27 protein-coding genes and 1 tRNA gene are annotated in these 21,244 nt (G+C 60.5%); 5 read left to right on the top strand and 23 right to left on the bottom strand.

Annotated features, from left to right (window positions below; all coding sequences use genetic code 11):
- Positions 1–267: 267 nt before the first annotated feature.
- The 3 genes from G5V57_RS18800 to G5V57_RS18790 all read left to right on the top strand — a co-directional run bounded on the left by G5V57_RS18800 (position 268) and on the right by G5V57_RS18790 (position 1,897).
- A complete protein-coding gene (locus G5V57_RS18800; RefSeq protein WP_165165508.1) occupies positions 268–516 on the top strand; it encodes a hypothetical protein in 249 nt (82 codons plus the stop codon).
- 126 nt (positions 517–642) lie between these two features.
- Positions 643–719, top strand: a tRNA-Arg gene (locus G5V57_RS18795).
- A 491-nt stretch (positions 720–1,210) separates the two neighbouring features.
- On the top strand, positions 1,211–1,897 hold the full coding sequence (locus G5V57_RS18790) for a hypothetical protein (protein ID WP_165169094.1): 687 nt from the start codon (positions 1,211–1,213) through the stop codon (positions 1,895–1,897).
- A 134-nt stretch (positions 1,898–2,031) separates the two neighbouring features.
- Here the strand turns inward: G5V57_RS18790 and G5V57_RS18785 are convergent, their stop codons facing one another.
- The 7 genes from G5V57_RS18785 to G5V57_RS18755 all read right to left on the bottom strand — a co-directional run bounded on the left by G5V57_RS18785 (position 2,032) and on the right by G5V57_RS18755 (position 6,446).
- Positions 2,032–2,277, bottom strand: a complete 246-nt coding sequence (locus tag G5V57_RS18785; RefSeq protein ID WP_165169093.1) for a hypothetical protein — start codon at positions 2,275–2,277, stop codon at positions 2,032–2,034.
- A gap of 3 nt (positions 2,278–2,280) precedes the next feature.
- On the bottom strand, positions 2,281–2,421 hold the full coding sequence (locus tag G5V57_RS18780) for a hypothetical protein (RefSeq protein WP_165169092.1): 141 nt from the start codon (positions 2,419–2,421) through the stop codon (positions 2,281–2,283).
- A gap of 40 nt (positions 2,422–2,461) precedes the next feature.
- Positions 2,462–2,812, bottom strand: coding sequence for a hypothetical protein (locus G5V57_RS18775; protein ID WP_165169091.1), 351 nt, complete (start codon positions 2,810–2,812; stop codon positions 2,462–2,464).
- Entirely contained in the window at positions 2,809–3,528 is a 720-nt protein-coding gene (locus G5V57_RS18770) for an N-acetylmuramoyl-L-alanine amidase (protein ID WP_165169090.1), read from the bottom strand. Before G5V57_RS18770 ends, G5V57_RS18775 begins: the two co-directional genes overlap by 4 nt.
- Positions 3,528–4,355, bottom strand: coding sequence for a trypsin-like peptidase domain-containing protein (locus G5V57_RS18765; protein ID WP_165169089.1), 828 nt, complete (start codon positions 4,353–4,355; stop codon positions 3,528–3,530). The genes G5V57_RS18770 and G5V57_RS18765 overlap by 1 nt, the downstream gene beginning before the upstream one ends.
- A 401-nt stretch (positions 4,356–4,756) precedes the next feature.
- The gene (locus G5V57_RS18760; protein ID WP_165169088.1) at positions 4,757–6,076 is read right to left on the bottom strand and encodes a hypothetical protein; all 1,320 of its coding nucleotides are present in this window, start codon (positions 6,074–6,076) and stop codon (positions 4,757–4,759) included.
- Between the two features lie 202 nt (positions 6,077–6,278).
- The gene (locus G5V57_RS18755) at positions 6,279–6,446 is read right to left on the bottom strand and encodes a hypothetical protein (protein WP_165169087.1); all 168 of its coding nucleotides are present in this window, start codon (positions 6,444–6,446) and stop codon (positions 6,279–6,281) included.
- Between the two features lie 318 nt (positions 6,447–6,764).
- Between G5V57_RS18755 and G5V57_RS18750 the strand changes: the two genes are divergently transcribed.
- Positions 6,765–7,154, top strand: a complete 390-nt coding sequence (locus G5V57_RS18750; protein WP_165169086.1) for a hypothetical protein — start codon at positions 6,765–6,767, stop codon at positions 7,152–7,154.
- Positions 7,155–7,179: 25 nt separating this feature from the next.
- On the opposite strand, the gene G5V57_RS18745 is transcribed toward G5V57_RS18750, so the two are convergent.
- The 11 genes from G5V57_RS18745 to G5V57_RS18695 all read right to left on the bottom strand — a co-directional run bounded on the left by G5V57_RS18745 (position 7,180) and on the right by G5V57_RS18695 (position 15,352).
- The gene (locus G5V57_RS18745) at positions 7,180–7,674 is read right to left on the bottom strand and encodes a hypothetical protein (RefSeq protein ID WP_165169085.1); all 495 of its coding nucleotides are present in this window, start codon (positions 7,672–7,674) and stop codon (positions 7,180–7,182) included.
- Positions 7,675–7,678: 4 nt separating this feature from the next.
- Complete coding sequence (locus G5V57_RS18740) at positions 7,679–8,656, bottom strand: tail fiber domain-containing protein (RefSeq protein WP_165169084.1); 978 nt, start codon at positions 8,654–8,656, stop codon at positions 7,679–7,681.
- The gene (locus tag G5V57_RS18735; RefSeq protein ID WP_165169083.1) at positions 8,649–9,092 is read right to left on the bottom strand and encodes an N-acetyltransferase; all 444 of its coding nucleotides are present in this window, start codon (positions 9,090–9,092) and stop codon (positions 8,649–8,651) included. The genes G5V57_RS18740 and G5V57_RS18735 overlap by 8 nt, the downstream gene beginning before the upstream one ends.
- Positions 9,089–10,612 (bottom strand): hypothetical protein, encoded by a 1,524-nt coding sequence (locus tag G5V57_RS18730; RefSeq protein ID WP_165169082.1) that lies wholly within the window; start codon positions 10,610–10,612, stop codon positions 9,089–9,091. Before G5V57_RS18730 ends, G5V57_RS18735 begins: the two co-directional genes overlap by 4 nt.
- Positions 10,613–10,661: 49 nt before the next feature.
- On the bottom strand, positions 10,662–11,357 hold the full coding sequence (locus G5V57_RS18725) for a hypothetical protein (RefSeq protein WP_165169081.1): 696 nt from the start codon (positions 11,355–11,357) through the stop codon (positions 10,662–10,664).
- A gap of 2 nt (positions 11,358–11,359) precedes the next feature.
- On the bottom strand, positions 11,360–12,103 hold the full coding sequence (locus G5V57_RS18720; protein ID WP_165169080.1) for a hypothetical protein: 744 nt from the start codon (positions 12,101–12,103) through the stop codon (positions 11,360–11,362).
- A gap of 65 nt (positions 12,104–12,168) precedes the next feature.
- Positions 12,169–12,459, bottom strand: coding sequence for a hypothetical protein (locus G5V57_RS18715; protein WP_165169079.1), 291 nt, complete (start codon positions 12,457–12,459; stop codon positions 12,169–12,171).
- Positions 12,460–12,476: 17 nt separating this feature from the next.
- Positions 12,477–13,475 carry a phage major capsid protein gene (locus G5V57_RS18710; RefSeq protein ID WP_165169078.1) on the bottom strand — a complete coding sequence of 333 codons (999 nt, stop codon included), beginning with the start codon at positions 13,473–13,475 and terminating at the stop codon, positions 12,477–12,479.
- 31 nt (positions 13,476–13,506) lie between these two features.
- Positions 13,507–14,505 (bottom strand): hypothetical protein, encoded by a 999-nt coding sequence (locus G5V57_RS18705; protein WP_165169077.1) that lies wholly within the window; start codon positions 14,503–14,505, stop codon positions 13,507–13,509.
- Positions 14,506–14,531: 26 nt separating this feature from the next.
- Positions 14,532–14,936, bottom strand: coding sequence for a hypothetical protein (locus G5V57_RS18700; protein ID WP_165169076.1), 405 nt, complete (start codon positions 14,934–14,936; stop codon positions 14,532–14,534).
- Positions 14,937–14,953: 17 nt separating this feature from the next.
- Positions 14,954–15,352 carry a hypothetical protein gene (locus G5V57_RS18695; RefSeq protein WP_165169075.1) on the bottom strand — a complete coding sequence of 133 codons (399 nt, stop codon included), beginning with the start codon at positions 15,350–15,352 and terminating at the stop codon, positions 14,954–14,956.
- Positions 15,353–15,736: 384 nt separating this feature from the next.
- On the opposite strand from G5V57_RS18695, the gene G5V57_RS18690 reads away from it, so the two are divergent.
- Positions 15,737–16,678, top strand: coding sequence for a RimK family alpha-L-glutamate ligase (locus tag G5V57_RS18690; RefSeq protein WP_165169074.1), 942 nt, complete (start codon positions 15,737–15,739; stop codon positions 16,676–16,678).
- A gap of 2 nt (positions 16,679–16,680) precedes the next feature.
- Here the strand turns inward: G5V57_RS18690 and G5V57_RS18685 are convergent, their stop codons facing one another.
- The 5 genes from G5V57_RS18685 to G5V57_RS18665 form a co-directional block, all read right to left on the bottom strand.
- On the bottom strand, positions 16,681–17,361 hold the full coding sequence (locus G5V57_RS18685) for a hypothetical protein (protein WP_165169073.1): 681 nt from the start codon (positions 17,359–17,361) through the stop codon (positions 16,681–16,683).
- Positions 17,362–17,372: 11 nt separating this feature from the next.
- Positions 17,373–18,020, bottom strand: a complete 648-nt coding sequence (locus tag G5V57_RS18680) for a hypothetical protein (RefSeq protein WP_165169072.1) — start codon at positions 18,018–18,020, stop codon at positions 17,373–17,375.
- A complete protein-coding gene (locus tag G5V57_RS18675; RefSeq protein WP_165169071.1) occupies positions 18,020–18,421 on the bottom strand; it encodes a hypothetical protein in 402 nt (133 codons plus the stop codon). The genes G5V57_RS18680 and G5V57_RS18675 overlap by 1 nt, the downstream gene beginning before the upstream one ends.
- A 7-nt stretch (positions 18,422–18,428) precedes the next feature.
- The gene (locus tag G5V57_RS18670) at positions 18,429–20,618 is read right to left on the bottom strand and encodes a hypothetical protein (RefSeq protein WP_165169070.1); all 2,190 of its coding nucleotides are present in this window, start codon (positions 20,616–20,618) and stop codon (positions 18,429–18,431) included.
- 141 nt (positions 20,619–20,759) lie between these two features.
- Complete coding sequence (locus G5V57_RS18665) at positions 20,760–21,026, bottom strand: hypothetical protein (RefSeq protein ID WP_165169069.1); 267 nt, start codon at positions 21,024–21,026, stop codon at positions 20,760–20,762.
- Between the last annotated feature and the right edge of the window lie 218 nt (positions 21,027–21,244).

Below are 21,244 nucleotides of genomic sequence, written 5' to 3'. Positions count from 1 at the left end.
CAATGGGAGAGATGTCGCAAAATGTAACAAACCTCCGTGGTGCGCGGACTTCCCTCCGGAAATTGACGGTGAAGTGATTGTTCGTAAAATGTCGAGAGCGTCGAAATCCGCGATGCGGGCGAATGTCGCGCCACCTTGATTCCAAAGCGTGCGTGACTCATTTTACTGAAGAACGGACACGCAACGGGTTTACCCATCATGGCGACAACAAAGATCTCGGAGCCTCCCGATTCCCCTTCCCGGCAACTTGCTCGCGAAAGAGGGCAATTGGATTTCCCGAAGGTCGCGGCCGGCACAGTGTTGCTCGCCGTTTTTACAGTTCTCGGGACCTATTTCTTCGGTGGGTTCACAGGATTGAGCACAGGCGGGGTGATCGCCCTCATTCTGGGCGTGACGCTTTCTTATGCTCTGGGCGTCGGATTGATGGCTGCCGTCTTCCACAGCAGCCGCTTCTACGACGACAACGCCCACGATGCCGCCTTGGACCAGTTCAAGGACCGACGGAAAGATACCTGAACCGGCCCCCCCGGGTGATCGGTCACATAATTAATCGACCAATCAATCAATTAAACTGAAAAAGAATTCTGATCCTGTTCCTCCCGCATTGCGGGAAGCAGGTGAGCGGATTAGATCAATGGTCGGGGCCCCGTAGCTCAATTGGATAGAGCATCAGACTTCGAATCTGAGGGTTGCGCGTTCAAATCGTGCCGGGGTCACCAACAATCCGGTTATTCAATCTGCTCCCATGCATCAGGGGATTCTTCCTTCCCGTCTTCGAATGCCCCTATCGCCTCGCCCTGAAGGGCGTCGATCATGCCAGTTCCGTCATCTCAGTTTCATGCGTTTTTTCCCAGCGCGCCAGATCGTTATAGCGAATTGTTGGGATGCGGGAACACTTTACGACCGGCCGACATCTCCAACACCGACCTCAGCCAAAGGCCATGACGGCGCGTTTTGCCTCATCTCCGCCGCCCGAATCAGTTAGACTGCTTGTCAGATATTCAGTGGAACATCAAGCCTGCGCGCCAAAGTTTCGCCACAGCGCCAATGGAAAGAGGCATCCGTGATTGATGTTTATTTGAGTTTCTCGTTGTTTTAGTAAGATTATATTCTTCCGCCTACTGACGAGCAGCGAGAATTCCCTGGCAGAGGGCTCGACACTGTGAAACTTGACAGGCCCGCAAGGCATCTATGGCTATCCTCCGCGGCGGTGGGTTTCGGCCTTTTCGGCTTGATAACAGCTGCCCATAGCGAATGTGTGAGTCCCTCGATAGAGTCGGGCATCGCCGCCACGACCGTTTACCGCTGCCCCGAGAATCAGGCGGTCGTCGCCCCTAAGCAGCCTCTTTTGGTCCCTCCAGACAAGACGACTGTCGTTGAGCGCGGTTCGGCCGATGTTCCGTGGTTCGAACCCAAACGAGCGGAAAGCCAAGTCGAACCCATAGCTGCGGCTGTTCCGCCTTCGCGGCCGAGCCACACAGTCAAACCAGTAGCTGCGGCCGATCCGCCTGCGCAGCCCGAGCGCCAACCCGAGTCAACAGCTGCGGCTGTTCCGCCTTCGCAGCCCGACCGCGAGGCCGTGCCGGTAGCTGCGGCCGCTCCGCCACCGCAGGTCGAAATACTGGACCAAAAGATCGAGAACAAGCCCCTCGCCAAGTCCAAGACTAAGCCGGTCCTCAAGAAGGTGGTAAAGGCGAAGCCTGCCAAGACGCCCCTCCCCAAGGTTACCGCCAAAACAAAAACACCGAAGGCCACGGCGTCGAAAGCGAAGGCGAAGCCAGATTCAACGGCGTCTGAAAGCAAGATTACGAGCCTGAAGCCTGACGAAAATACCGTCGTCTGGACCAAAGAGGATATGCCACTCGGAACTCGCATCGTGAATTGGCTCGGCTTCTAGAGCATGATCCGGAAAAGTGCGAAGCGGTTTTCCGAAAGGATCATGCGCAAATAAAATGATAAAACGTGATGGCGACTCGTCCTAAAGCCACCACGCTTTAGCGCGTGGATATTTCGCCCGGTTCGCGCTCTTGCTCATTGATGGATGCGCCGCAGACCTGCTCGCCAAAGAATGCGGGTTATGGTCCTTTCAGCCTTGGCGACCGATTTCTCGTCGGCATCCGGAAAGGCCATATGCACCGCCTCATGAACCAGCGTCGAGAGCCACTGGCGCGGTGCGAGTCGCGGATCGATCTCGATCAGCCCATCTTCGGGAAATGCCTGTCCCGCGGCACGTTCGCGACCTAGATTGCGCTCGGTGAGTATAAGTTTCTTCGGCATGCCCTATCTCTTTTCACGCAGGTAGCGGTAAAACTTCTGCCAGTCGCGACGCTTGCCCTCGCATGTCTTGAGCGCGGCCCGGCTTTGATAAAGAGCCATGACCGCATCCTGGCCGACCACGACATTCGGAAAGTCGCAACGCATTTGCAGTCTCGTCGGGGGATCTGGAAGCGGCACTCTCATGTCAGGGGGCCTGGTCGATCCGACGCAGGCCGTCAACATGCTCGCGAGTAAGAGGACATGACCTGACGTCCTGAAGCGCATCGATGAGTTCCTTTAGCTTGCGTTCCTCAGCTTCCGCGGCGCGAGCTTCGATCTCGGCCTGGCGGATTACGGTCTCATTTGCGACGAGTTCCTCTTTGATCCGAGCGATCGTCGCCTCGAGCGACTTGATCCGCTCGGCATGGAGACCGGCAACATAGAGCTTGGCCGCAAGACCTGCCGCCAAGAGCAATCCTGATAGGATGAGGATGAGGGCGGCCAGGCTCTTGAGCCCGATGCCACCCAGCCCCAAGCGGGCGAGAAGCGTCATCATCCGAACAGCCTGTCCCAGAGCTTCTCCCGTCGCTCATGCCCAATGGCGAGGAGAACACCGCAAGTGGCGGTGGTGAGACCCAGCATGAAGATGAGGAGACTGAGCCAGTCCATGCCATAGCCGACGCCGGCCAAAGAACCGACGCCGCCGGATCCTGCTATCGCCGTCAGCCATTTCCCCGGACCAGTTTTAGCGATTGCTTCCGTCTCGTCGGCCTCATCGCCGTCCTCGGTCTCGCGCCGGATGGCACGCAGCACGGAGGCCGAGACGGGGCGAAACCGCGGCGCGGCGCGGAATCCATTTTTCCCCGCCCACGCGATCGCGTCAAAACACGGGCATGCTTTGGCGACATCAGGAAAATCGCGATGGCCGATGACCAGACTATGCGGATAACGCGACTGAAGTTCAGCCAGAAGCCGCCGAAGCGCAGACCATTGTTCGTCGGTGAAATTGTTCCTTGGCCTTTGCCTGGTGTCGACTCCGCCAATGAGACACAGGCCTACGGAAATGGCATTTTGGTTCTTGACGTGGCTGCCGATGTCACCAGCCGGCCGCCCCTCCTCGATATCTCCGTTTCGACGGATAACGAAATGATATCCGATGTCGCTCCACCCCTTGGCTTTGTGCCAGCGGCGGATTTCCAGGACGCCGATATCGGCGGTGGGCGGCGTGGCCGAACAGTGCAGCACGATATAGTCTGTCGAGCGGCGCCGCATCAGCGCGTCTCCGGCGCGATGCGGTCGTGCTTCTTTACCTGGGAAAATGCCAGGCCGGCGAATCCACTCCGGCGTAGCAGGGCCTTCGTCGCCGAGATCGGCACAGCGAAGTTGATGCCCGACCCGCGCAACCCCGCATCAAGCGTTCCGACGAGCTCTCCTCGTTCGTTCAGCACCGATCCACCCGAATTGCCGCCGATTGAGGCGGCATCGATCTGGAAGACCTTGAGCAGTTTGCCGCCGATGTTAAGCGTCCGCTCGGTCGAGGAAACGATGCCTTTCGTAACAGAGTTGTCGAGCACGACGCCCGGGTTCCCGACCACGTAGATGGTCTGACCGCGCATGAGCCGATGGCTATCCGGCGCCAGCGGTGCTTCCATCTGGGCCTTGAATTCGAGATCGAGAATCTGGAGCAGCGCGACATCGTTCTGGCTATCGTTGCCGACGATCTTCGCAACGTAACGGCGAGATGAAATCACCTGATAATCCCGGGTGACATTCTGCCAGATCTCGAGGTCGAGTTTCTTCTCGATCGTCTTCTTCGTGACCTCGCCGGTCACCGGATCCACGAATTCCTGTGTCTCACGGGTGACGCGATCCGTCACGCAATGGGAGGCGGTGAGCACGAGACGGAGCTGTTTCGAGATGATCGTGCCCGAGCAGAAGCCGTCACCGTCGGCTCCGACGACAACATTGGTCTGGTCAATCTGCTCGGCCATCTTCGTCAGATCCCAGATTTCCTGCGCCCGAACGAAGCGGGCTTCGGTTGCGGGTAGCAACAGGCCGAGCGCGCAGCCGACCGCGACAAGCCAATGGAAGGCTCTCATGACAATGCTCCTTCTGTGGTGGAATATTCAGACTGCTAAGATTCGAGCGGCAGGAACCGAGTGGGCCGGTTCGCCTTACGGCTTGTCTCTGCGCCCGAGCTTGATCATCTGCATGATGACGAGCGCAATGCCGAAGAACGGCATCAGCGCGGCGGCTATCTGGGAAACCTCCTTGAGGATGTCGAGCCATGCGGGACTGATGATCGCGGGGAAGCGATCGCATAGTTGAGCTTCGTCGTGGTCATTCGAACACCCGCAGGATCAGTTTCCACTTGGTGCCATCGACGCCGACGACGAAACCGCTCAATCGGCAACAAATCAGCTGGCCGCGCTAGGGGCAGAGGGCATTGGCGTTTTCCGCATTGTTCGGGTTCTGCTGGCCCCGCTAAAGGTCCCCTTGATTACTCTCGACCTGCCGTCGTCGGTTGAGACTGATTGGCCGTTCCCATTGTCAGCGCTGCACCTCCGCCCAGAGCGATGAGGCTGATCTTGCCGCGAATAAAATCGCGCCAGATCTGGTCCGGTGGGACGCCATAGGCCTTTGCGGTCTTGTTCACTCTGTCCTGGACGATCTCGACGAATGGCTTGAGCCCGTCACTGGCCACTCCGGTAAGCGAACCGCCGCCGATCCATGCAGAGGCTTGCGTCTGCGACGGCGGCATGCCCAACTCACGCCCCAAGCCGGTGTAGTAGTCTTCCAGAGCGCCATATTCGGTTTTCCTCGGAATGGCCTGCCAGTGTGCCGGACGCAACCCGGACATCTGCATTTGGCCGCTTTCGACTGCCTGTCTGACGTTAAGTCGGGGGGCGCCCTTGATGCCGGTTTTATACGCTGTGACCAAATAGCGGGGATCCTGAGCAAGAATGGCGGGTAGCTTGAAAGCGTGCATGTCGATAGTTACAGGCGTCGGGTTGCCGGAGAGGTTCTCCAAGAACGACGCAGTCTTTGGATGAGTAAGTGGGTTCAGGCCTCCCGCCGCCACCCGATGCGCGTTCATCTGGTGCCGTCGCTGAAACGGGTTTCCATAGGGTTGGGGGTTCGTCTCGCCGACAATGGGCAATCCTTTGCCGCTGACGTCTCGCATGTAATAATACGACCCATTGCGGACGCTCTCTGCGACCCGCGCCTTTGGTGATGCCGCGGCGACATATCCTATGAATTTGCGGAACGCTTCGTAGCCTCGGCGCCTCCCTAAGATCTCAACAAATTTCTCTAGCAGAGGTTCGGTATTGTACCAGTTCGCGCCGCCCATACTCAGGCCGCGATCGATCGTTTCGAGCATCCCTCTTCTGACGTCCGGATTCGCTCTCAGGTCGATGGTGCGTTGCGGAACGCCCCGAGGTGGCACATAGCGAAGAAGTCCATGCTGTGGCTGCTTTGACAACTCACCAAGGCGGCTGTAATCGAAGAATTCGCCAAGCTTCTCGGCCGTCTTCACGGTTTTCTCCGCAGCCTCTTTGACGACCTTCCTGCCGGGGACCAAAGCAAGTGCGGCCGTCATCGTCGCGCCTTTGAGATTGCCGCTAGCGGCCATGCGCCCGGCATCGTAAACCTCGGTGGCGGCGCTTAGCGGCGAGTTGTCCCACAGCATGCCCAGGTCGTGGGCCTTCTCCTCACCGAACGCGGCGCGCAGAGCCTCCGCGAGGCGCTCCCTGAGGGTCGGCGTGTATGGTGCGAGCGTGCCAAAGCTGTCGAGCAACGGATCCATCTTTCTTGGCATGTCATTTACCTCCTGGTATCATTTCGTTTGAAACTGGCGACGGCCACATTTTCGCAGTGAAGAAAAATTGGCGCCGATGCCCCCTCGACAAACGCCTGTCGACGTCGGGTCGACCTAATGCCTTGCGAGCAGGGGAGATGGTTCTATGGCGAGCGCCCACCGGCGCCCTCGCTAGCAGATAGCGAGGCCGTGTTGTCGGGGATTACTTTTTATCTCGCCCGAGCTTGATCATCTGCATGATGACGAGCGCAATGCCGAAGAACGGCATCAGCGCGGCGGCTATCTGGGAAACCTCCTTGAGGATGTCGAGCCATGCGGGACTGATGATCGCGGCGAAAGCGATCGCATAGTTGAGCTTTGTCGTGGTCATTCGAACACCCGCAGGATCAGTTTCCACTTGGTGACGCCGACAATGAGGCCGCTCGGCGCGGCGGATATGCCGGCGGGCGGACGATAGATGCCGGATCCGTTCCCGGGCATGGACGACCTCTTGTAGCCGGACTTCCGGAGAAGGTTGACATGGCGCCTGGATGTGCTGAGCGCGGCCTGGGACCAAGTTGGCTCGGCAAAGACAATGACAGTTGAAGTCTTTGACGCGGGGAGGCCGGAGCCCCTATAGACTGACCTTGGACAAGGCAGTGAAAGCTGCCCAGCGTGTATAGTCGAAACATTCGAGAAGAGACGTATTATGACCGCTTTCGAGCCCAATGGCATTGGCGAGGCAAGGGTTGCCATGGACGGCAAGATGATTTCCATCACCTTCGAGACCGCCGATTCGGGCCTGGCGACCCTCAATTTACCTTTGTCTTTGAGCGGCCATCTGATCCGCATCCTGACCGCCAGAACCCGCGAAGCGCATGAGAAGCTGCAGAAGGCTGGTACGAACACGGACTTCTACAGCGAGATCGCCGATGTCAAAACCTTGAGCGTCGGTGGTGCGAAGGGCTATCGGGATCCGATCCTCAGCCTCGAAACCAAGGACGGCGTGGTGACCGCCTATCAGGTTCCGGCGAATATTCTGCAACGACTGGCCGCGGGCTTGACGCAACTCTTCTCCGGCGAATCCAAACGGAAGTAAGCGCCTATACGGCGTTTCGTTTTAGCTATGGCCGGCGCTCAGGATTGGCTGCCCGCATCTCCCGTTCGATGTGCATCAGAAGGACGCTCTTCTGCTCCGGCGATGTCCAGGGATCGGCATAGACCTGGAACAGTTCGTTGAGGGTGGCCCCTCCTGTCTGAGCAGAGCCGGCGGGCTGAGCATCACCGGCAGGCGGGAGGTTAGGCGCGCCATCGGTCCGCGACACGACCTCCGCAGTCCCAGAGACTCCCGGGGTGCCTAACGGGGCTGCGTCCTTCGGCCCAAAGAGCGCGTTGAAGCGGTCCGTGGCCGCGCCGCGCCCGGTCGCCTCCGCCTGGTCGAGGCGATTGCGCTCGACGCGTTGCCCGATCGCTTCCGCAATCGAGTTCAGGCCCTCCCAGACATTCTGGGGGACCCGGCCAGCTGACTGCGCCATGGCCTGGCGCGCCAGGGCGCGGCGCTGCTCCAGCTCATCCGGGCTGTGAATGCCCGTGTTGCCGCCGAAAATGAAACCGACCATGGGCCTACGCTCCGAGATGAAGGGCTTTGCTGTAATCCACAGCTTTGTAGCCGCCGACATCGACGACCGCGTCGGGATGCTTTTTCTCGACCTCCTGCGCCATGAGACCGAGATGCATGCGTTTGTCGCCGCGATAGCGATATGAATAGATGTTCTGGCCGTCGTCGGTCCTGCCGACCTTATTGATGTCGGTCTTCAGCCGTCGATCCGAATATTTGATGAAGTTGCCGGCGATGCCAAACATGCCGCCGAGCGCCTGATTGAGGCTTTGGTTCTTCTGTTGCCAAGCCCCGAGCTGGTTCTGATAGTTCTGCATCCCAAGGCCAATATGATCGACCGTCGGCAGATTGCTCTGATATTGCGGTGCGACGGGCGCCGCGGCGGGCTGCCCCATGCCGAGAAAGCCGGCGATCTCGCCAGCACGCTGCGCGCGCTCATTCATCGCCTGCCCACGGCTGTTCAGGGCGAGCTGGGTGTAAGCATCGTTTTCCTGCTGGCCGACATCGCGCATCAGCACGTCAAAGGCAGCCGAGCCCGGCCGAATGCCGCGATTAACGGCATTGGTTTCGGCGCGCCGGCGCGCCTCATCCATTCGAGGCTGCACGCGCTTGAGCCCCATATCGTAGATCCGATTATCGATATCGTTCTCGAAGTCGCCGGCCTGGGCAAATTGCCTACCGAGGGTATCGGCGATGCCGGCCGCGGTGAGCTTCGCCGAGTCGCTCTTGTCCTTGATCGCCTGCTGCGCCGCCGAGAGCGACGTCGTCGACTTCATCAGCGGGATGGAATATTTCTTGCCCGAGACTGGATCGGTCCAATCATAGATGCCGCTCTGCGAATAGCTCACCGAGCCGTCCGGCGTTTCCATGCCACCGCCCATATTCATCATTCTCTCGGTGAGGGCAGTGCCTATATTCGCTGAAGTCTGCGCGTTGGCGAGCTTCGTCATATCAGGCGGTTTGGGCGCCTTGCCTTTACCCATGTCTGTGCTCCTTGTGGAATCCGTTCGCCCGCCAGTCCTCGACGGTGAGCGTGGAAATGACGCCGTCTTCGTTACGCCCGAAGAGGCGTGGGATAGTCACCTGCTCAAAGCCATAGGCGCGCGCGATGCGGACAGCATGCCTCAGCCTCGCCGGCATCTGAGCGATCGCCATCTGGCACCCGACGCCGTCGAACACATACGAGAAGGCCGCGTAGAGCACCGGCCGCGTCAGCCAGCGACGGCCGATGCCGGCATAGCTGATTTCGATGGTGCCGGTTTTGGGCGACCAGCTGGTGAAGATGAAGCCTCCGACCAGGAGGCCGCCATGATCGACACCCATGGCGGTAAAATTGTCGCCGAAACCGCGAGCGGCGGCCGGTATCAGGCTCGCCACCAGCTTGGCCACCGCCTCGTCCTGCCCATAGACCGGTCTCATACGGCCATCCCGCCCTGCTCATAGAGAAGATCGATCGACACCAACTCGGCTTCGGGCGGTCCGGCATATGAATGGGCAATCTGGATTACCGGCGCCACCGCGAAGCCCTGCCCCGACACGGATACCCAGCGTGTGGTCACCTGCTCCGCGATGCCGGCATCCCAGAGGGCTACATCCCACAGACCGACGTCCCAGACGTCGAGGCTGGGATGCGCCGCTGCGTTCGGATATGCCGGCAGCTTCGGGACGTAATCGAAACTGAACGACAGCGCTGGCTTGAACGGTTTACGATGCAACCATGTCGAGCGCGCCATTTTTACGGTTTTCACCGCCGGGCTGTTCAAGTGCTCGTACAGGCCGATATAGGTCGAAAAATATGGCTCGCCGTCATCGGTGCCGCTTGCTTCCGCGATCATGACGCCGCCGCCCGGCGTGCCGAAGAAGATCAGATTGCCCATTTCCGCCAGGGCCGCGATGTCCCAGCCCGTATACTTCGCCCAGGCGCCAGTCAGAAGATTGACGACATAAGCGCATTTCTCGCTGGCACCGACCGTCGGCAAGCCGATGATCGCCATATTTCTGGCGACCCACTTCGCGCAAGACCATTGTCGGGATGTCTGCCGCGCCACGGCTTGGCGCTTCCATTCATCCTCGATCGCGCGGGAGACCGCAGCGAGGGTCAGCGCCGCGGGATCCTTGTTCATGGCAGCCGAGAGCGGGACCATACCATCAGTCGTCGCAATGATGAGATCACCACCGGCGCGCAAGTAGGCATTCGGCCCCAGAGGCTGGCCGATATCGTAGCGGCCCTCCATGCTCCAATTGACAGGATCAGCGGGATCGCTGCCGGAAAATGCGACGACCTCACCCAGCGAGCTGATGAAGACACAGATATCATCGAGGCCGTCGCCGGCATCGACCGACCAGCTGTCGCCGAAGAGCAGCGAGCCGCCTTTCTTGAAGACGCCGGACAGCGAGATCTGGGTGGCCGCCCCGCCGATTGCATCGACAGCCAGGCACCAGGCATTCATCGTGTTCTTCTGGACGAAGAACAGCCGATTCTTGAAGACCCAGACATGCGAGAGCGAAGATGACGCCACCCCGGTGATCGCCGGCGCTGTGGTCCAGGCTGCACCGTCATAGAGGCGGCGGTCATTGGCGCCATTGACGGCCACCAGGAAGTCGCCAGCGGTGCCGGCAAACATGACCGAGGAGAAAAGGCCGCTGCTCAAGCCTGACGCATCTGCGGCCGGCTGCACAGTCGCGCTCGCCGGGCTGGTGATGTTGTAGATGGCGGTGCCGTCGGTGGCGAATAGTCGCTCGGATGTCCCGCTGCGCCACACCATCAGGCTTTTGACGCCAGCGGCGATGGTCGCGTGCCGCAGCGAGCCCCCGCGGGGCCGGATGCCGCGCGTCGTCGGGAAGAAGTTTTCGAGGAGTGAGGCGCCATTCGGTTGAGCGGCGGCCAGGCTTTCGGACTGCACCCAGCCGCGGACCGGAGCCAGGAAAGTCTTCGGCACCGTTCTGGCCTGCGCCTGAGGGGGATGGAGCGGCGGCGGAAACTGGTCATCAGGGCACGATCGAGACTGGATAAGTCGAGGTCATGCCGCGGAGACGGCGCGCGCGGCCGACCGAGATGATGCGCGAGCCCTTATCAGCAGCCTGCAGTTTCTCCTTTGCGTCTTCGTAGTTGTCCTGGTCCTGCGCATAGGGCAGCCCCTTCTGCGCCCGCCACTTCCAGATCATGCAGAGCTCGAGGATCTTTTCGGAGAGCTGGAAGGTGTCGCTGTCCTTGGTGAAGCCATCCTTCAGCGTGCCCTGGTCATCCTTGGCCCAGAGCTTCGACATGTAAAAGAACTTCACCGCCTCGCCGGCCGCCGGCGCCGGGCGGATATGGATCTGCCCGCCATGGAGCGTCCACATGCCGGCGATCTGGTTGAACTGGCGGATTTCCATGTCCAGCCAATGATCGCTGTCGATGATATGCGTCAGCGCCGTGATGTAGCGGCTGGAACGGAACTCGGCCTCCTTCAGCATGCGGTCGTAATCCGCCGGCAGGTCGAAGGCCGTTTTCGTGCCGTCGCCGGTGAGCGTGCCGACGACCCTGAGCGCCTGCCACTCGTAGTCCTTGGCGATATAGAGCCCGGCCGTGTTCGCCAGCACCTGCAATTCAAAATGCTCGCGCTCGGTCGAGCTGAAGACGGCTTCCGGCCGGTTGAGAGCGATCGCAGCGGAGACATTCTGAATTGCGGTGAGGATAGTCATGGTCAGGCGGCCTCTTTGGCGTTTGCTTCCTCGGCCAGGCGGACGAGCGTGGCATGGCTGGGCTGGCCCTTTGGCGCGGCGCCGGTGCGCTCCTTGATGAAGACGCGCAGCACGCTGTCTTCCCAGCCTGAGAAGATCGAGGAGGCCTGCTCGTCATCGCCAGCCGGCTCGGCGCCCGGAAGTGTCATCGGGCCTGGCGTCGGGACAGGCTGCATCGCATGCACCTGCAGCGTCAAAGCCTCGAGCTGCGCCTTGAGCGCCGCATTCTCAGCCGACAGCCGGCTTTCGAGCGCCGTCTCCTTGGCCCGCTCGATATAGTTCTTGGCCTGCTCCTTGAGCTCGCGGCCGAACATGCCGAGGCGCGACAGGTTCGCGCCCTCGAGCTGGGCCAGGCCCTCCGCGGTATGGATATGGAGCGCCCTGAGCTCGGCGCGGCGCGCTTCGGTCAGGAAAGGCAGCTCGGAAATCGGCGTCCCCTCGCCGATCGCGGCCTCGCCCGATTTGAAGGCCTCGTAATGGCGGTGATAGAGCTGGGCATAGCTCACCCACAGATTGGTCGCGGGATCGCGGATGCACTTCTCATGCGCCGGAGCGACTAGCTCCTTGCGGGTGTCGCCGACGAACTTGATATGGACCTGTTCCTGCTGGTCGAAGATCGGCCGGCCTTCTTTCAGAGACTTGGTGCGGTTCTCGACGGCGACGTTCTTGAACTCGATATGCAGATGCTTGGTGCTCGAGGCATCCATGGTGAAGGTTCCTTTCTGAGAGGGTGCGGAAGAAAGGCGGGACCGGGGCCCCGCCTTGTAGCTGTCTAGATGGCGTTGCTCTCGACCCAGGCACGGTCACCCGTGCTGAGAGCGCCGGACCGCGTGGTCCAGGCGCCGGCACCGCCAGCGACGGTCATCGCGGGCTCAGTCAGGATCACCGTCGTATTGTCGGCGATGCCGGCCGAGGCCTGGGCCAGGACATACATCCGGCCGTTCTTGGCGCGCACCACGGTGCCGAGGCTCGGCAGCTCGTTGTAGAGCGGATCGGAGGGCGGATAGATCGCACCCAGATTGACGCCCAGCGTGGGGCTGATGCTCTTGGAGGGGTTGGACATGTGTTCGCTCTCCTCTCTTACGGCGTCGAATCGTAGAGCTTGGCCATGTGCAACGGGTTGTTCATGGTCAGCTCGCCGAAGAAGCCGATATGCTGGACGATGGCGTCCTGGTTTATGGGCATTTGCTTTCCACCGAAGCGGACGAAGTTGCGATCCGGGTGATAGCGGAAGCGTAAGGCCGTGGTGTCGATGAAGTAGCTGGTATTGGCGGGCATGGCGGAGCCGATGCCGCCTTCCAGCACGACATCGACCTTCTTGTTGGCGCTGTGGAGGCGCAGCGACGTGAAGCCGAGGGCGCCGAGCTCGTTCTCATTCGTCACCTGCTGGATTGCCACGAGTGCCCCGGCATAGGCCGTATAGTGCTCCTGCGAGGACAGGATCAGGTTCGGGCCCTTCGGCCCGCGGCTGCGCTGGATCATGATGTTCTCGAAGATCCGCCGCACCGTCGTGCTGTCGACCTGGGTGATGCCTGGGAAGGCCGAGTTGGCGTCGAAGGCCGAAGTCTGCCAGATGGCGTTCGACCGGGCGATACCGCCATAAGTGCCGGAGTTCACCACCGTGGGCAGGACCAGCTGCAGGCCGCCGATCTGATTGGCGGCGGTGCCGTTGCTGTGGAGGTCTTCCACAAAACGGTCGGTGAGCTCCTGCTCGGCCGCCGTGATGTGCTCCTCCATGATGTCCTTGAGCTGGCTCGTCCCTGAGTTCTTCAGGATGTCCTCGTTCGACAAGGTCACCGACACGGCGGCGAGCTTGGGCGTGAACTCAGCATCGTTGAAGAGTTCGGCCGGCTGCGGGTTGAGGAACTCGTAGCCGGAATAGCGGGTATAGGTGCCGCTTTCGTTGTAGAGCAGACGCTCGCGGATCGTCGGACCCGAGAAGGTCTTGAACTGGTTGCGCTTCTTCATGACGAAGAGCAGCGCGTTGGAGTTCGACACAAGGTCGGCATAACCCTGCGACCGATCCTCCAAGGCCAGCGAGAACGCCTCTTGCAGGCGCTCATTGGTGTTCAGTGCCATCGCGACATCTCCTTAATGGCAATGTTGGGGATCACCCGAGGCCGAGCGACGTAAAAGCGCTGTCGACACTTTCCCGGGCGGATGACGGGGCCTTGCGCTTCGCCGGGTTTGAGCCGGAGCCTGGAGCACCTGTTACAGACAAGTTGCCGTTGCGGGTCTGAGCCGCGCCGGCCCTGCGATTTGCCGCCACCGGGGCGGCAAGTGGAGCGCCGGCAACCGGTGCGGGAATGAGCCGCTCCGCCATTTCGTAGGCGCTCTGAAGCGTGTCGGCCATCTGCGTCTCGAGGAGCCGCACGATCATCAACTGGAGGTCCGACTCATGCAGTCTGGGATTCTCCGCGGCGAACGCCTCGACCTGCCTCAAGGCATCGTCCGCGTGGCGCTGCTGAATGGATCTGGAGACGCCACCCAGCTGATTGCGCAAGTCAGCCAGCTCCTGGCGCAAAGCGCGGATGGTCTGATCGCTTCGCGCCTGTGCTTCGTCGGGCTTCTGGTTCAGGATATACTGGGCATAGTCGTGTGGCGTGACGCCCGCATAGCCGAGGACGCTCTCGATCGCGCGCAGGCGCTCCTCGGGCTTCTCGGAAATCAACGCACCATCCAGTGCGGTATATCGCTCGAGAGCCTCTTGTATTGTGGTCTCGGATTGCTGAGCCATCTGAAAGTAGGGTTTCAGCGGCTCGAAGGCCTGCTGATATTGCATGAGCCCACCCTCGAGCTCACGTATTGCACGGCCGACTTCACCTTTTACCGCATCCGGCACATCGTTCCAGACAGCCCTGGCATCGATCGAGAAGCGCGCCGGCGCCTCGGCGCTGGACACCGACTGACTGACCTCGCCCGCCGGCGCTCTCTTTCCTACGGATCCGGAAGGCTCGTTCTCTTGCGCGTCGATCACGGCGAAGGCACGATCGAGCGAGCTGCGTGCTGTCTCTTGCGAACGCTCGACGGCGGTCTCCTGGGAGGCGACATCATTCTGAAAATACGTAGGTTCGGTTGCGGCGGGCGCCGCTCCGGCATCATCAATCATGAACATATCCTCTGTCTGAGAGAGAGCTAGACGCCAAGTCCGGCGCGGGAGAATGCCCGGTGCACGGCGGCCTTCACGGAACCGCGATCGGGTTTCGGCGACGAGCGACGGCGGAACATGGCGGGGTCGTTGCCAACCTCGACCAGGCCGTGCGCCCGTGTCACCTCGCGAAACTTTCGCTTCGAGGTGTAGAATCTGCCGTCGGCCATGTTCTTCGTCGGCGGCATCTCGTCGACAATCACGTTCGGCGTCCCCAGGATCGAGCGCTTACTGAAGGCGGGCTGGGAACCATGCGAAATCCGGAAGATAACGGTCATGTCCACTCCTGGAGCCTTTCCCGTTTTGATCGAATCAATGGATTCGATCAAAATGGGATGAAAAGGCTCGATTGCATAAACCTGGAGCGCTTCCTTGTCGCGAAAGTCGAGCAACTTTCGCGGGAAGCGCTCTAGGAGGCCACCAGCAAAATGGCGATCGCTTCCTCTTCCTGCAGACGTTCCTGCTCGGCGATGAAAGCCTCTGTCCTCGCCTGGTCGAGCGTCAGGGCCCGATGGATCAACTCGCCGACGACGGCACTGTGATCCGGCGGCGGGATCGGCTCAAAGGTGATTGGATTGATTTCACCATTGGCGATGCGCCAGGATCGATCGATGATCAGGCGAAGCTGTTCTTCCCACTCGCGCTGCCGGCACTCGTATTGGACCCATGCGTCGTCGCCGCCGCGGCGCAAGTACCAGGTCGGCATGAGCGCCGATAGGGAAAGCGTGTCCTCCTCTTCCGCAATCGACAGGGAGGCGGCAATGCCGACGGCGCCCGAGGCGTCGATGATGTCGCCTTGCTCCCCCACGTCGCGGATGCAACGATGGCGAGCGCGCCGCCGGCGGATGGATCATCGTCACCTTCCACGGCCACGAGGCGCGCGGCAGTGCCCAGCGTCGCCGCGGCGGCGGCGACGTCATTCGCCTCAGCAATGGTCGCTGAGCCGGCGAGGCCGACGGCGCCGGCTGCTGGGGCCACGTCGTCACTCTCCGTCGTCGCCCCATTCGCGACGATTTCCAGAACGGCCGAAGCCGATAGCGTGTCATTGGCTTCCGCTTCAGCGAGGTCTCCCTCGACCGGCCCAATGACACCGCCGTTGAAAAGCAGCAGGAGGGACATTGTTTAACTATCCAAACGTTGCTGCGGATATGCTACAAGCTAAAACCATGTCGCTATAACCCCAATAAGAGCCATGACGCATAGGCGCAATCTTGTTATTCTGCACGTTCCGGAAAAACAGAAGCTTACGGACTTTCTGACAGTCCGCGAGCTGATCGCCGTTCGAGCGCCTGATATCCAGGTTCATATTGGCTCGCTCGCGGCGAAACTGCTGTTTGACTTTTGGTCTAAGGCCGCACAGTTGCCGAGCCTCATCTTCTCGCCCGTCGCAGTCCATATTGACCATCCTGGCGTTCGGATCAGAGGCGCCAGGCTGATCTCCACTCCTCTAAATAAGCTCGAAGAGATTCAACTTCTGTCACGCGTCGGCGCTCTGGTCCCCGAAACACATGTGATTAAGCCCGACATGCAGATCGATGAGACCAAATGGGGGCCTTACACTGTAATCAAGCCTATCCTGGGCAAACAAGGTCGCGGCGTCCGTCTAATTCGTACCACCGATCTTCATTTGTGGACTGACACATCAGTATTACCCAAATATGACCCGCGCCACGGTCAAAGCCTTCTCGCGCAGCGTTATGTGGATACTGGTCCGTTTGTGACGTCTTACCGGGTGATGACGGTTCTTGGTCGGCCCATCTATTCTATCGTCTCGAAGGCGCTTGAAAGAAGGCCAGATCTTGCAACTTCGGAGGACACGGAAATGGAAGTGGCTGCCAACAGCGTCGATCGCAGCGTAACTCTCAACTACGACTCAGAGGTTATAGACCTCGCGAAGAGCATTCACTCCAAATTGCCTCAGCTTCCAGCTATGGGCATCGACATCATTCGCGAGGTAAAAACTGGCCAACTCTTTACCCTTGAATTTAACTCCGGCGGCCGCTTCTGGCACATTTCTTCAGACTACGGACTGGCGCAACAGCAGAAGTATGGACTTAACTATGGCAGCCAATTCAAGGCGCTTGATACCATCACTGACGCACTAATAGAGGTAACCCGAAAACTGGCGGTGTAGCCTCACCACCCCATCCATATAGCGTCCATGCCTGAGTCGTTGGCTCCGACAATTGAAAGATCGCCGCTGAAGGCAAGAGTTGCCGCCGCTATACGGGTACCGCCTTCGACAAACACGTCAGTCTGCTCCGCCGTTCCAGCCCCGGAAAACGCGAAAACGTCGGAACTGGCTGTATTGATATTCTGGCTATGAATGCTGATGAAGCCTGCACTCGGAACCAGCACCGTCCCGAAAATATCATCCAGTCCTGTCGCGGTTAGGAGCCCAAATAGGGGCGGCATCAGACGTGGCGCAATGGCCGATGCGAGGATGCAGCCGCAGCGTCGTACAGTGAAACCGAAAGTTGGAGCGACGGTAGCCGTTGCTCCTCCGGGAACGCGGGCAGCAAATAGAGCCACACAGCAGCTTGACGTTGCGACTACGCGAGAAAACTGCGACACAAGTGCGGCGGGAATACCACCTATCGTACACCCGGTCGGCTCAGTCTGCGCCGGCGTTGTGTTGCCAATACTGCTGAATATCCAAGCATAGAGATTTCTATGTGTGTCTGGCGGCGTTACAACCGTAAGGCCCGTGAACGAATAGGACGTGGCGTCTGTTCCAGTAACAGCACTCGCGCCGAAGAGTATGCGTGACGGAGGCTTCTTCCGTGTTGTCATCCGCACGCGATTGCGCAGGTACATGAGCACCTCCGCTAAGTGAGCCGTTGAATCTTCAAGCGAAAAGTGAATACTTCGCCGCTGGCCGGAACATAGGTGTTCTTGGCACGCAAGAGAAAGCGTAGATCGGCGGATCCCACGCAAGTGAAGCCGATATTGATACCCTGCGCGTGGAAGAACTCGTTGTTGCCGATGTCCTCCAGCATGAAGGGTATCTTGCCGATGCACTTTCTCGCATCGGCGTCCGAAACTTGAAAGGCGGCGTTGTCGTTTGGTGAAATAACGGCGCTGTCGAACAGGAAAATCTCTCCCTGCAGCGCGGCAAGCGGATCATTATTGGAGAGGACGGTCATATCGGTGATGAGGCCCGACCCACCCGAGGCCTTAGCAGCATTGGAGATGGTGAATGTCGTGGGGGCCGATGTGCTGTTGGAGATACAGTCGTCGACCGCATAGGCGGTGGTGTCGGCCGGCCGCGTCACATCGACGGTCACCGTGACAAATTCGTCGTTCGGGCCGACAACAGGCAGGCTGTTCGCGCTCGCCTGCGCGCCAGAGACCACCGGCGCCGATGCGCCATTGGCGCCGCCGTCAAGCTTGACCAGCTGGATCTGCCGGCCGCCGCCGACATCGTCAGTGACGATGACCGCGCCGGTGCCAGGAAGAGTGACATCGTCCGCCATCAGGGATTCCCCGCCGTCAGCGCGAAATTCACCACCGTGAAGACCTGACCGATGGCGAAGTTCGTATTGTCCAGGATCATGTCGCCGCCACCGCCAGTCATGGAACATGTGCCCTGCATATGACAGGCGCCGCCCTGCTTGAGCCGGAAATGGCCGGCAGTGCCCGCGGCGTCAGCCGAGAGATCCTGCCAGGTGCCGGATTTGGACTTCGAACCGGCGGAAGCCGCCAGCATCCAGTCGGATGGAAGGTTCACCGTGGCGAGCACGGTCCCGCTATCGGCCGCGGCGCAGTTGACCGGCGGCGCGCCGGAGCGGATTTCCAGCACCGGGCTCACGCCGATCGTGGTTTCAACGACGTCTAGGCGCGCATTGCGCACCGCGACCGAGTATTGCATGGTCATGGTTGGTTCATCCCTGCTGAGGTAGGGCGGGTTGCGTCGAGTAGATGCGGCCCTCCGGCGTCGTCACCGTCTTCGGCGCCGCGAGCACTTGGGCGATCATCGCCAGGGCCTGGAGAACTTGGGCGTTCTGCTGGGCCAGTTGGGTTATCACCTCGGACATCGAGTAGGCCGCCGGCTGCCCGGCCCCGTCGCCGGCGAGGTCCCCCTCGAGCCGCGCCTTGCGGATCTCGCGATCATTCGTCTGGTCGAGCTCCTTCGCGCGCAACGCCATTTGATCGACATGCTTCTGCTTCTCGAAGTCGAGCTTGGCCGCCTCGGCTTGCGCCAGGACCAGCTCGGGACTCGGCTGCGCGCTCGCCGTGGCTTGCTGCGCCTGGGTGCGGATCGCGTCGGTAAACTCGTCGATCACCGCCGTCATGGCGCGTCCGGCGCGGAACGGCGCCACAGCGAACTTGATCATCTCGGCCGCGAATGGTCCTGCCGCTGGTTGGGTCTGAACCAGCGGTGTCAGCTGCTGGATGACACTGGCAAGCGACGCCAGGAACTCGGTGCGCCGCCGCTTCTCGCTGTCTTCATCGACCTGAATGGTGCTGTCGGTCTCGATCTCGAGCACGAAGGGCCGAATGCGCTGCTCGCGCAAGAGGGCCACGACCTGCTCGATCGTCACCGTCGCGGCGAGTTCCCGCAGCCTGGCCTGCGCGTCTGCTTGTAGCTGCTGAAGCTGCTCTGGTGCATTTGCCGTCGCCTGATCCTGCGGAATCTTCAGCTGCTGACCGGCCTGCGTGGTGATCTCTTGAGCCTGGCGCTGCAGGGTCGCCGCTGTCGGCAAGTTCATCTGCGTCATCGCAACGAATGTTTGCGGCGTGAAATTCTCCGCCATGATCTCGCCGGCGATGCGGACTAGATCTCGGGCGAACCGGACCAGTTCGGCCTGGCGCTCCCTGATCCGCACCGATCCATACTGGCTTTTCAGTTCCTGCGCCGTAGCCGTCTCGGCGGGTTCCGTCGCCCCGCGCATGATGTCGCTGAGACCGGTGATCTGATAGGCATCGTCGATGATCTGCCGGCGCAGGAAGATCAACTCCTTGATGGTCGCAGCGACTTCGGCGAGCGGCAGCCAGAGGATGGTGTCCCGCAGGGCAGCACCGCCCAGCGCCGCGAAGTTCGCAACCGGCACGAGGATGGCATTGTTGTCCTGCTGGCGCAGCGCCGTCTCTACCGCTTCGGCGAGATCGCCGGCGCCCGCGGCATAAAGGCCCTTCATCCGCAGAGATTCGGCAAGTGCGGATATGCGCGCCGTCAGCTCGTTGATTTCATCGAGCTGATCTCTACTGAAGTAATAATCGGGCACCGGAATCAGCTTGCGCCGCTCCAATGTCGCATAGGCCGGCTTCGGACATGGAAAAAAGCCTTCGATCCTGAGGAACGGCTCGCGAATATCCAAGACTTCGTCGAGCCCCTCCGCTACCCAAACGACGACATTCCTGGTCTTCGACCAGATTTCCCACACCTCGCCCTTGCGCTCGCCCTGATAATCGGCACCGTCGCCATTAGCCGAGACTTCCTTGCGTTCCTTGAGATCGACGGTGGCGAAGATGTCTCCAAAACGGGCCAGGCCCTGGTCGCGCGTCAGCCAGGCGCGCTTCGCCACCCAGCCCACCTCCTGCCACTTGCGCGCGGGCTCATGAAGAAAGTCGGCACGGTCGACATGTTCATAGGGAACACGCTGGTTCTGTGGTTCCGCGGGAGCCTCGATGCTTGCTCCGTCGACCGGGTCGATATCGTCTTCGTAGCGGACCCAGGCGACGCCGCGGCCATTGATGAGCATGTCATCCCTGACGAGCAGCATCACGGAATTGATGTCTTCGAGCTCGAAATTGACGGTGAGCGCCCGCTCGAGCGTTTCGGAGGCGGCGCGGGGGAGCGGCGCCATGTCGTTGAAGCGGGTCGCCACGGCGGGCCGCGGCGACCTCGAGTATAGCGACGGCTTCATGATTTCCAGATTGGCCCAGAACATCTGGAACTCGCGATCGCCGCTTGAGTCGGCGAGGCGCTTCAGATCCGCATAGAGGCTGTCAATGCTGTCACATTTGTCCTGCCAGACCTGAAAGTGCTTCCTGGCGTCCGCGATGCATTCTTGCCAGGGACGCGCATCGCGGAACACCGCGCCGTCGTCGGCGGGCTCGTAGTCATTCATGTGCGCGTTCTCCGCATTGAAGGATTGCATGCCACGGAAAGTGATGAGTGATCCGTTGCTTGCCGGGGTCTCGGATTTTTTCCACCACATGTGCCCTTGTTGCGGCTTGGGACGAGCAGCGGCTGGACGGCGCGCGCGACATCAACGTCGAGGATCGATAGCGCGGAAATCTATAGCGGAAGCGTCGTCGAGCCTCTCTTCCCTCGCCCCGCCATGCGCCACCAATGGCGTGAAGCTCGACAGATCCGGCACCGCCTTCATGAGCAGTCCAAGGGCTGCGGCAACCTGGCTTGACGACATGTCGCGCTTGCCTTCGACATATTGGATCAACGCCTCGAGGACGCCGCTCTCACGGATCTTGCGGCGTTCGTGGCGGAAGAGGTCAACGGCGCGTTTTCTTTTCGGCATGCTCGCCTCCATCGCCTGGAGTGATAACAACAACGCCCGGAACGGTAACGTCCGGGCGCACATGCTCTCATCTTGATATTTCCCAACTCTCACGCTTCGGCCCATGTAGTCAACACTGTGTGGGCCGAAAGAAAGCGCCCGGCGGCTTGGGAAGCTCCGGGCGGACAATGATCCATGTTGATATTTCCAAACTCTCATGGCTTGGCACAGAGAGTCAA

It is taken from the genome of Nordella sp. HKS 07, from assembly GCF_011046735.1.
In the GTDB taxonomy this organism is placed as follows: domain Bacteria; phylum Pseudomonadota; class Alphaproteobacteria; order Rhizobiales; family Aestuariivirgaceae; genus Taklimakanibacter.
The sequence above is the reverse complement of the archived record's forward strand: the minus strand, read 5'-3'. Positions and strand labels throughout refer to the sequence as shown.

Coding starts and splice junctions, on each gene's coding strand:
- G5V57_RS18745 (WP_165169085.1), bottom strand. CDS start 7,674: ATGGTCGGTTTCATTTTCGGCGGCAACACGGGCATTCACAGCCCGGAT.
- G5V57_RS18710 (WP_165169078.1), bottom strand. CDS start 13,475: ATGGCACTGAACACCAATGAGCGCCTGCAAGAGGCGTTCTCGCTGGCC.
- G5V57_RS18675 (WP_165169071.1), bottom strand. CDS start 18,421: ATGACCATGCAATACTCGGTCGCGGTGCGCAATGCGCGCCTAGACGTC.
- G5V57_RS18765 (WP_165169089.1), bottom strand. CDS start 4,355: ATGAGAGCCTTCCATTGGCTTGTCGCGGTCGGCTGCGCGCTCGGCCTG.
- G5V57_RS18665 (WP_165169069.1), bottom strand. CDS start 21,026: ATGCCGAAAAGAAAACGCGCCGTTGACCTCTTCCGCCACGAACGCCGC.
- G5V57_RS18715 (WP_165169079.1), bottom strand. CDS start 12,459: ATGTCCAACCCCTCCAAGAGCATCAGCCCCACGCTGGGCGTCAATCTG.
- G5V57_RS18670 (WP_165169070.1), bottom strand. CDS start 20,618: ATGAATGACTACGAGCCCGCCGACGACGGCGCGGTGTTCCGCGATGCG.
- G5V57_RS18740 (WP_165169084.1), bottom strand. CDS start 8,656: ATGGGTAAAGGCAAGGCGCCCAAACCGCCTGATATGACGAAGCTCGCC.
- G5V57_RS18755 (WP_165169087.1), bottom strand. CDS start 6,446: ATGACCACGACAAAGCTCAACTATGCGATCGCTTTCGCCGCGATCATC.
- G5V57_RS18725 (WP_165169081.1), bottom strand. CDS start 11,357: ATGACTATCCTCACCGCAATTCAGAATGTCTCCGCTGCGATCGCTCTC.
- G5V57_RS18750 (WP_165169086.1), top strand. CDS start 6,765: ATGACCGCTTTCGAGCCCAATGGCATTGGCGAGGCAAGGGTTGCCATG.
- G5V57_RS18685 (WP_165169073.1), bottom strand. CDS start 17,361: ATGTACCTGCGCAATCGCGTGCGGATGACAACACGGAAGAAGCCTCCG.
- G5V57_RS18775 (WP_165169091.1), bottom strand. CDS start 2,812: ATGATGACGCTTCTCGCCCGCTTGGGGCTGGGTGGCATCGGGCTCAAG.
- G5V57_RS18705 (WP_165169077.1), bottom strand. CDS start 14,505: ATGATTGATGATGCCGGAGCGGCGCCCGCCGCAACCGAACCTACGTAT.
- G5V57_RS18780 (WP_165169092.1), bottom strand. CDS start 2,421: ATGCGTTGCGACTTTCCGAATGTCGTGGTCGGCCAGGATGCGGTCATG.
- G5V57_RS18735 (WP_165169083.1), bottom strand. CDS start 9,092: ATGAGACCGGTCTATGGGCAGGACGAGGCGGTGGCCAAGCTGGTGGCG.
- G5V57_RS18760 (WP_165169088.1), bottom strand. CDS start 6,076: ATGCCAAGAAAGATGGATCCGTTGCTCGACAGCTTTGGCACGCTCGCA.
- G5V57_RS18720 (WP_165169080.1), bottom strand. CDS start 12,103: ATGGATGCCTCGAGCACCAAGCATCTGCATATCGAGTTCAAGAACGTC.
- G5V57_RS18690 (WP_165169074.1), top strand. CDS start 15,737: ATGACGCATAGGCGCAATCTTGTTATTCTGCACGTTCCGGAAAAACAG.
- G5V57_RS18770 (WP_165169090.1), bottom strand. CDS start 3,528: ATGCGGCGCCGCTCGACAGACTATATCGTGCTGCACTGTTCGGCCACG.
- G5V57_RS18785 (WP_165169093.1), bottom strand. CDS start 2,277: ATGCCGAAGAAACTTATACTCACCGAGCGCAATCTAGGTCGCGAACGT.
- G5V57_RS18680 (WP_165169072.1), bottom strand. CDS start 18,020: ATGGCGGACGATGTCACTCTTCCTGGCACCGGCGCGGTCATCGTCACT.